This window comes from Streptomyces sp. UH6 (genome assembly GCF_013421635.1).
GTDB lineage: Bacteria > Actinomycetota > Actinomycetes > Streptomycetales > Streptomycetaceae > Streptomyces > Streptomyces abyssomicinicus.
Window position 1 is genome coordinate 1 of the sequence record NZ_JACADT010000171.1, and the last position, 8,284, is coordinate 8,284.

An 8,284-nucleotide genomic window follows, 5' to 3' on the forward strand; every position below is an offset into this window, starting at 1 on the left:
CGGCGCCGTCGCCGCCGACATGGAGTCCGCCGCCACCCTGCTCACCGCCGTCCGCGCCGGAACCCGTCCGGTCGCCGCCGTCCGGGTGGTCGTGGACGCCCCGGAGCACGAACTGGTCCGGATCGGGACATTCAAAGGTGGAATGACGGCGTTCCACGTCCTGCGCCGGGTACTCCCGGCCTTCTTCGAATGGCACCGTTCCCTGCCGCCCCCCAGGAGGTGAGCCCAGATGGCCATGCCGCTGCGCCAGTCCGTCACGGTCGCTACATATCTGGCCCGACAGAAGCTCCGCCGCCGTGACAGGTTCCCGCTCATCGTGGAACTGGAGCCGCTCTTCGCCTGCAACCTCAAGTGCGAGGGGTGCGGCAAGATCCAGCACCCCGCCGGAATCCTCAAGCAGCGCATGCCGGTCGCCCAGGCCGTCGGCGCGGTCCTCGAGTCCGGCGCCCCCATGGTGTCCATCGCCGGCGGCGAGCCGCTGATGCACCCCCAGATCGACGAGATCGTCCGCCAGCTCGTCGCCAGGCGCAAGTACGTCTTCCTCTGCACCAACGCCATGCTGCTCCGCAAGAAGCTCGACCTCTTCGAGCCCTCCCGCTACTTCGCCTTCGCCGTCCACATCGACGGCCTGCGCGAGAGGCACGACGCCTCGGTCGCCAAGGAGGGCGTCTTCGACGAGGCGGTGGCGGCCGTCAAGGAGGCCAAGCGGCGCGGCTTCCGGGTCACCACCAACTCCACCTTCTTCAACACCGACACCCCGCAGACCGTCGTGGAGGTCCTCGACTACCTCAACGACGAGCTGGAGGTGGACGAGATGATGATCTCGCCCGCCTACGCCTACGAGAAGGCCCCCGACCAGGAACACTTCCTCGGCGTGGAGCAGACCCGCGAACTCTTCCGCAAGGCCTTCTCCGGCGGCAACCGCCGCCGCTGGAGGCTCAACCACTCCCCGCTCTTCCTCGACTTCCTGGAAGGCCGCGCCGACTTCGACTGCACCGCCTGGGCCATCCCCAACTACTCGCTCTTCGGCTGGCAGCGGCCCTGCTACCTGATGAGCGACGGGTACGTCCCCACCTACCGGGAACTGGTCGAGGAGACCGACTGGGAGAAGTACGGACGCGGCAAGGACCCGCGCTGCGCCAACTGCATGGCGCACTGCGGTTACGAGCCCACCGCGGTCCTCGCCACCATGGGATCCCTCAAGGAGTCCCTGCGGGCGCTGCGCGACACCGTCGCCACCAACCGCGCCAACCAGCCGGAGAGGCGGGCCACGGCCGTGAAGGAACTGCCGTGACGCGCTTCGACCTCGCCGCCCTGCTCGAGGACCGCTCCGCCGAGCGGTACGCCCTCCACGAGCGCCACCTCAACCACCAGCTGCCGCGGATGCTGCGCACCCTCGGCTTCGACAAGGTCTACGAGCGGGCCGAGGGCGCCTACTTCTGGGACGCCGAGGGCAACGACTACCTGGACATGCTGGCCGGCTTCGGCGTCATGGGGCTCGGCCGCCACCACCCGGTGGTCCGCAAGGCGCTCCACGATGTCCTCGACGCCCAGCTCGCCGACCTCACCCGCTTCGACTGCCCGCCGCTGCCCGGCCTGCTGGCCGAACGGCTGCTGGCCCACAGCCCGCACCTGGACCGCGTCTTCTTCGGCAACAGCGGCACCGAGGCGGTGGAGACCGCGCTGAAGTTCGCCCGCCGGGCCACCGGGCGCCCCCGCGTCCTCCACTGCGACCACGCCTTCCACGGACTGACCGCCGGCTCCCTGTCCGTCAACGGGGAGAAGGGCTTCCGGGACGGCTTCGGCCCGCTCCTGCCGGACACCGCCGTCGCGCTGGGCGACCTCACCGCGCTGGAACGCGAACTGGCGCGGGGCGACGTGGCCGCGCTGATCGTGGAACCCGTCCAGGGCAAGGGCGTGCACGAGGCGCCGCCCGGCTACCTGCGCGCGGCGCAGGAGCTCCTCCGCCGGCACAAGGCGCTGCTGATCGCCGACGAGGTGCAGACCGGGCTGGGGCGCACCGGCGACTTCTACGCCTACCAGCACGAGGAGGGCGTGGAACCCGACCTGGTGTGCGTGGCGAAGGCGCTCTCGGGCGGCTACGTGCCGGTGGGGGCGACGCTGGGCAGGGACTGGATCTTCAAGAAGGTCTACTCCTCCATGGACCGCGTGCTGGTCCACTCCGCGAGCTTCGGCTCCAACGCGCAGGCGATGGCCGCGGGACTCGCGGTCCTCTCGGTGATCGAGGACGACCAGGTCGTCGCCGGCGCGAGGGCCACGGGGGAGCTGCTGCGGTCACGGCTGGCGGCGCTCACCGACAGGTACGAGATGCTCGCCGACGTGCGGGGGCGGGGCCTGATGATCGGCATCGAGTTCGGCCGCCCCCGCTCGCTGAAACTGCGCGGGAGGTGGGCGATGCTGCAGGCGGCACGGAAGGGGCTCTTCGCCCAGATGGTGGTGGCGCCGCTGCTGCACCGGCACCGGATCCTCACCCAGGTCTCCGGCGACCACCTCGAGGTGATCAAGCTGATTCCGCCGCTGATCATCGGTGAACGGGAGGTGGACCGCTTCGTCGCGGCCTTCACGGCGGTGATGGACGACGCCCACCAGGGAGGTCTCGTGTGGGACTTCGGACGCCGGCTGATGAAGCAGGCGGCCGCCAACCGCTAGGCGGCACGGAACCGCCGGCCGGGCCGCCTCCGGACGGGAGTCCGGGGGCGCCCCCGGACGCTGCCGGGGCCTCCTCACCCGCGGCGTCGGAGGCCGCACCCGCCCCCTCTTGCCTCTGAGGCAAGGAAGTTGCCGCTGGGGCAAAAACCTGGCTGAATGGCGGTATGTCCGCCGCAGATCCCGGCCCACCGGGAGACCTTCCCAGCGTAGCCCCCACGCTCCGCGCGCTGCGCCACCGCACAGGCCTCACGCTGGAGGCCGCCGCCCGGGCCGCGGACCTCTCCCCGGCCCACCTGTCCCGCCTGGAGACGGGCCACCGCCAGCCCTCCCTGCCCGTCCTCCTCGGACTGGCCCGCGTCTTTGGCACCACCGTCTCCGAGCTGCTCGGCGAGACCGCCCCCGACCGCGAGGCCGTGGTGCGGGCCGCCGACACCCTGGAGACCCGGGCCGGGGGCTGGAGCTACTGGCACGCGGGGGCGCCGGGCCGGGCCATGCAGGCCCTCCGGGTCCGCATCCCCCGCAGCGGCGGCCCGCAGGACCAGGTGGTCCGCGTCCACCCGGGCGAGGAGTGGCTGCACGTCCTCACCGGCCGCCTCCGCCTGCACCTGGGCGACACGAGCCACGTGCTCGGCCCCGGGGACGGCGCCCACTTCGACTCGCTCACCCCGCACCGCCTGGCTCCCGACGGGCCGGACGGAGCCGAGCTCCTGTTCGTCCACACCCTGCTGCAGAGCCCCACGGCCGCCCTCTGCCTCGGCCCCGAGGCGAACGCCGGCCACCCGACCCCGTCAGGAGTGCCCACGTCATGACGACCCCCGACAAGAAGAACGTCGAGGACAAGCTCCCCCGCGCCCTCTGGATCCGTCTCTTCGTGTACATCGTGGCGGGCCACCTCTTCGCCGGTTTCATCTGGCTGCTCTTCGAGGCGGGTGCCCGCGCCAACTGAGCCGGATGCGGGCCCGGGGCCCGGTGCGGAGCCGGTCGGGCCCCGCACCGGGCCTCCGTCGGTCGAGGAGCCGCTCGGTCGAGGGGCCGCTCGGTCGAGGAGCCGCTCAGTCGAGGAGCCGCTCGCGCAGCCTCTCGCGCAGCTCCGGCGTCACCCCGAGGCCCTGCGTCAGGTAGGCGTCGACCCCGCCCCAGTTCTCCTCGATGGTCTCGAAGGCGGCCCCCAGGTACTCGGGCCGCGCGTCGAACAGCGGGCTCAGCAGCTCCGTGATCTCCGGCGTGTACGGGTCGGAGGACTCGCCGCCCCGGTGCAGCTTGTAGCGGCGGTGCTTGGCCCCCGACTTCAGGTAGTCCTCAGTGATGGCGTCCCGCTCCACGCCCAGTGCGAGCAGCACGACCGCGATCGAGAGCCCCGCCCGGTCCTTGCCCGCCGAGCAGTGCATCAGCGCCGGCACGCTCTCCTCGGCCATGGCGCGCAGCACCGTCGTGTGCTCGCCGGTGCGGGTGAGGACGGTCGTCCGGTAGGAGGCGATCATGCGCTGCTCGGCGCGGCCCTCGCCCAGCAGGGGCCTGAGCTCGTCGATACCCCCGCGGCGGACACGCTTCCAGAACTCCGCCCCGTCGGCCGGGTCGGAGAGCGGCAGCCGCACCTCTCTGACCCCGGGCAGCGAGACGTCGGGGCCCTCGAGGCTCCGGTCGGCGTCGTTGCGGAAGTCGAAGACGGTGTGCAGGTTCAGGGAGGCGAGGAAGGCGGCGTCCTCGGCGGTCGCGCTCGCCAGGTGCCCGCTGCGGAACAGCACGCCGGGCTTCACCTTGCGGCCGTCCCGGGTGGGCATCCCGCCCACGTCGCGAAAGTTGCGCACTCCGGCGAGCTGGGGCTCGGTCGACGGGACCTGCTGCGTCACGGGGGGCTCCTCCCACTAGGCCCCGCCGGTGCGGCAACCGGCAGGTGCGCTCCGACGATACGACATGACCGCCCAGGACAGAGAGGGTGCCGCCCCGACGGAAACCTTCACGGCCCCGCGACGGAGAAATGCGGCAATACGGACAATTCAACACAACGATGATTTGTCACCGTAAAACACAACTCGCCCTGCGGTGAGGGGTCGTGGGGAGCGGCCGGGTGAGCAGCCTCATACCCGTGACCGAGCGTCGTCGGCGCGGGGCGGGCAACTGGCGTGCGGCGAGGTCGACTTGAGGGGGTCCTGGCGACTCTCTGTGACCGTTTTGCACTTAAGTGATCACAAACAATGCACCTTCGTTGATTTCCCGCGCTTGTCCCGTTGCGCCCCGGTCGCATACGTTCACGATCCGATCCGGACGGACGCCGAATCCTGCCGCCGCCCGGATCTCTCACACTCACCCGAGTAACCCGAGTACGGCAGGAGCGGGGGACCCACAGGTACACGCCTGTTCCGGTCTCCGGAACGGGCTAGGGGTTAAGCCGCGCCCAGCGCGGCCGGGCATCTCCAGCCCGCACCCGACAGCTCACCTCGCAGGCGACGGAGAGGACCACGTCATGCCCGCGAAGCATCAGAAGCACCGCCGCCCCACCGGCGTCCAGCGCCTCACCCGCTCCATCGCCGTCGCCGGAACGGGCGCCGTGGCGCTCGGCCTGCCCCTGTTCGGCGCCGCAGGTGCCCACGCCGCCCCCCAGCAGGGCGCGCAGAGCCTGCCGGTCGCCGCCAAGAAGGCCGCCTCCGAGACCTACAAGGTCAAGAAGGGCGACTCCCTGGCGAAGATCGCCGACAAGAAGAAGGTCGCCGGCGGCTGGAAGAAGCTGTACAAGATCAACCGCGACGTCGTAGGTGACAACCCGCGCCTGATCAAGCCCGGCACCAAGCTCGACCTCGGCAAGAAGGCCGCCGCCAAGCCCGCCCAGGCGAAGGCCGCCGCGCCCAAGACCGAGGCCCCGAAGACCACGGTCGCCGACGCGGCCGCCGCCGGCGGCTACACCGCCCCCGCGGACGCCGCCCTCGGCACCGCCTACCGCACCGCCGGCAGCATGTGGTCCAGCGGCTACCACACCGGTGTCGACTTCGCCCTGCCCACCGGCACCCCGCTGAAGTCCATCGCCGCGGGCACCGTGGTCTCCGCCGGCAACGGCGGCGCCTACGGCAACCAGGTCGTCATCCAGCACGAGGACGGCATGTACTCCCAGTACGCCCACCTGTCGCAGCTGTCCGTCTCCGCCGGCCAGACCGTCACCGTCGGCCAGCAGATCGGTCTGTCCGGCGCCACCGGCAACGTGACCGGCCCGCACCTGCACTTCGAGGTCCGCACCTCGCCCGACTACGGTTCCGACGTGGACCCGGTCGGCTACCTCCGCTCGCACGGGGTCAGCGTCGGCTGACCCCCGCGGGACCTCGCGGTTGCGCGCGAACCGAGGGCCGCACTTCCCTTCCGGAAGTGCGGCCCTCGGCGCTCCCCGTCCGGCCACCTTCCGGGTGCCGTCCGGCCGCCTGCCCGGGCGACGGAAGACGAGTGGCGTTTCTCACCCACCGTCAACCCCTCCCTACGGTCGCGTAGCTCACATCCGAAGGTGAAAGATGCCTCGATGTGGCAGACGATTCGAAGAATGACAGCAGAACAGTGATCGGGTCGGTCGGGTCGTACGTGGCCGTCGGGGACAGCTTCACCGAGGGCGTCGGCGACCAGGGCCCCGACGGGACGTTCGTCGGCTGGGCCGACCGCCTCGCGGTGCTCCTCGCCGACCGCAGGCCGGAGGGCGACTTCCGCTACACCAACCTCGCCGTGCGCGGAAAGCTGCTCGACCAGATCGTGGCCGACCAGGTGCCCCAGGTCCGCGGCCTCGCCCCCGACCTGGTGTCCATCTGCGCCGGAGGCAACGACATCCTCCGCCCGGGCACCGACCCCGACGACGTGGCGGACCGCTTCGAGAAGGCCGTCGCCGAACTCGCGTCCGCGGCCGGCAGCGTCCTCGTCGCGACCGGGTTCGACACCCGCGGCGTTCCGGTGCTCAAGCACCTCCGGGGCAAGATCGCCACGTACAACGGGCACGTGCGGGCCATCGCCGACCGCTACGACTGCCGGGTGCTGGACCTGTGGTCCCTCCGCAGCGTCCAGGACCGCCGCGCCTGGGACGACGACCGGCTGCACCTCTCCGCCGAGGGGCACACCCGGGTGGCGCTCCGCGCCGGCCAGGTCCTCGGCCTCGAGGTCCCCGCCGACCCCGAGCAGCCCTGGCCGCCGCTGCCCCAGCGCGGCGTCCTGGAGGTCCGCCTCGACGACGTGCACTGGGCACGCGGGCACCTGGTGCCGTGGATCGGGCGGCGCCTGCGCGGCCGGTCCTCCGGGGACACCGTCGTCGCCAAGGGCACCCTCGCGCTCGACGACCTCAAGTCCTGGCTCGCCAGGGCCGTCTGAGCCGCACCACGGTGTCCCGCCGGTCCGCGGACCGGCGGGACACCGTGGATCGCGCGGTGGCCGGATCGGCGTGCCCGGGGCGCACGGATCGAGGCAACGCGGCGCACGACGTCCGCGTCCGTAGGAGCATGGACACGCGCACCTTCGAGCACACCCGATCAGGCACAGCGGCTGGAGGCCACCTGTGAGCGACAGCGGTTCCCTTTCCCGATCCGTCACCGCGGCGGGCGCGTCGCTGCTGCGGGGCCTGCGCCCCGAGGCGTTCGGCGCCGAGGCCCGGGGAAAGCGGCTGGCCCGCATCCAGGCCTCGCCCCACTTCGCCGACGGCGTCTTCCGCAACCCGGCCGGACCCACCCGCACGACCCCCGACCCGTCCTCGCGGCGTGAACTGGCCAAGGGACTCCTCGACCGCGAGGCCCGCGCGCTGCGCGCCCCCGCGCGGCCCATACCCCTGCACCCCAGCACCCTCGCCGACCTGGCGACCCCGCCGGCCGACGGACTGCGGGTCACCTGGCTCGGCCACTCCACCGTGCTGACCGAGATCGACGGCCGGCGGGTGCTGTTCGACCCCGTCTGGGGTCAGCGCTGCTCCCCGGTCACCTTCGCCGGCCCCCGCCGGCTCCACCCCGTTCCCGCGCCGCTCGCCGCACTGGGACCGGTGGACGTCGTCGTGATCTCCCACGACCACTACGACCACCTGGACATGCCCACCATCAAGGCGCTGGCCGGGACCGACACCCTCTTCGCCGTCCCACTCGGCGTCGGCGCCCACCTGGAACGCTGGGGCGTCTCCGGCGCACGCCTGCGCGAACTCGACTGGCACGAGTCGACCCGGGTCGGCTCCCTCACCCTCACCGCGACGCCCGCCCGCCACTTCTGCGGCCGCGGGCTGCGCAACACCCAGCACACCCTGTGGGCCTCCTGGAGCGTCGTCGGCGAACGCCACCGCGTCTACCACAGCGGTGACACCGGCTACTTCGACGGCTTCCGGGACATCGGCGCCGCGTTCGGCCCCTTCGACGTCACGATGATCCAGCTCGGCGCCTACTCGGAGCACTGGCCGGACATCCACATGACCCCCGCGGAGGGCCTGCGCGCCCACCTCGACCTCCAGGGCGGCACGCCGGGCGGGGCGCTGCTGCCCATCCACTGGGGCACGTTCAACCTGGCCCTGCACCCGTGGGCGGAGCCGGCCGAATGGCTCCACGACGTCGCCGAGGAGGCGGGGCAGCCGGTGGCCTTCCCGCGCCCCGGCGAGCCCTTCGCGCCGGGCGGAGACCTG

General features: G+C 72.2%; 8 protein-coding genes, 1 pseudogene and 1 riboswitch. Of the genes and pseudogenes, 8 read left to right on the forward strand and 1 reads right to left on the reverse strand.

The features are described 5' to 3' along the window. From HW445_RS11610 to HW445_RS11630, 5 genes and pseudogenes are all read left to right on the forward strand, one after another. A pseudogene (locus tag HW445_RS11610) lies at positions 1 to 223 on the forward strand (1-hydroxy-2-methyl-2-butenyl 4-diphosphate reductase); the annotation flags it as partial. A gap of 6 nt (positions 224 to 229) precedes the next feature. After that, positions 230 to 1,294: an adenosyl-hopene transferase HpnH gene (hpnH, locus tag HW445_RS11615; protein ID WP_180220948.1), complete on the forward strand. Its 1,065-nt coding sequence runs from the start codon at positions 230 to 232 to the stop codon at positions 1,292 to 1,294. Continuing rightward, entirely contained in the window at positions 1,291 to 2,670 is a 1,380-nt protein-coding gene (locus HW445_RS11620) for an aspartate aminotransferase family protein (protein WP_180220949.1), read from the forward strand. The genes hpnH and HW445_RS11620 overlap by 4 nt, the downstream gene beginning before the upstream one ends. Positions 2,671 to 2,834: 164 nt before the next feature. Further along, positions 2,835 to 3,479 (forward strand): helix-turn-helix domain-containing protein, encoded by a 645-nt coding sequence (locus HW445_RS11625; protein ID WP_180220950.1) that lies wholly within the window; start codon positions 2,835 to 2,837, stop codon positions 3,477 to 3,479. Beyond that, positions 3,476 to 3,616, forward strand: coding sequence for a DUF6126 family protein (locus HW445_RS11630; RefSeq protein WP_180220951.1), 141 nt, complete (start codon positions 3,476 to 3,478; stop codon positions 3,614 to 3,616). Before HW445_RS11625 ends, HW445_RS11630 begins: the two co-directional genes overlap by 4 nt. A 106-nt stretch (positions 3,617 to 3,722) precedes the next feature. Here HW445_RS11630 and HW445_RS11635 read toward each other — a convergent pair whose 3' ends face one another. Continuing rightward, positions 3,723 to 4,520 carry a tyrosine-protein phosphatase gene (locus HW445_RS11635; protein ID WP_180220952.1) on the reverse strand — a complete coding sequence of 266 codons (798 nt, stop codon included), beginning with the start codon at positions 4,518 to 4,520 and terminating at the stop codon, positions 3,723 to 3,725. Between the two features lie 445 nt (positions 4,521 to 4,965). Next, a riboswitch (cyclic di-AMP (ydaO/yuaA leader) is annotated at positions 4,966 to 5,130 on the forward strand. Positions 5,131 to 5,134: 4 nt separating this feature from the next. Here HW445_RS11635 and HW445_RS11640 point away from each other — a divergent pair. The 3 genes from HW445_RS11640 to HW445_RS11650 all read left to right on the forward strand — a co-directional run. Next, positions 5,135 to 5,968 (forward strand): M23 family metallopeptidase, encoded by an 834-nt coding sequence (locus HW445_RS11640; RefSeq protein WP_180220953.1) that lies wholly within the window; start codon positions 5,135 to 5,137, stop codon positions 5,966 to 5,968. A 242-nt stretch (positions 5,969 to 6,210) separates the two neighbouring features. After that, the gene (locus HW445_RS11645; protein WP_308798907.1) at positions 6,211 to 7,002 is read left to right on the forward strand and encodes an SGNH/GDSL hydrolase family protein; all 792 of its coding nucleotides are present in this window, start codon (positions 6,211 to 6,213) and stop codon (positions 7,000 to 7,002) included. A 235-nt stretch (positions 7,003 to 7,237) separates the two neighbouring features. Continuing rightward, positions 7,238 to 8,284: MBL fold metallo-hydrolase (locus HW445_RS11650; protein WP_218956862.1), on the forward strand; the 1,047-nt coding region annotated here is incomplete at its 3' end.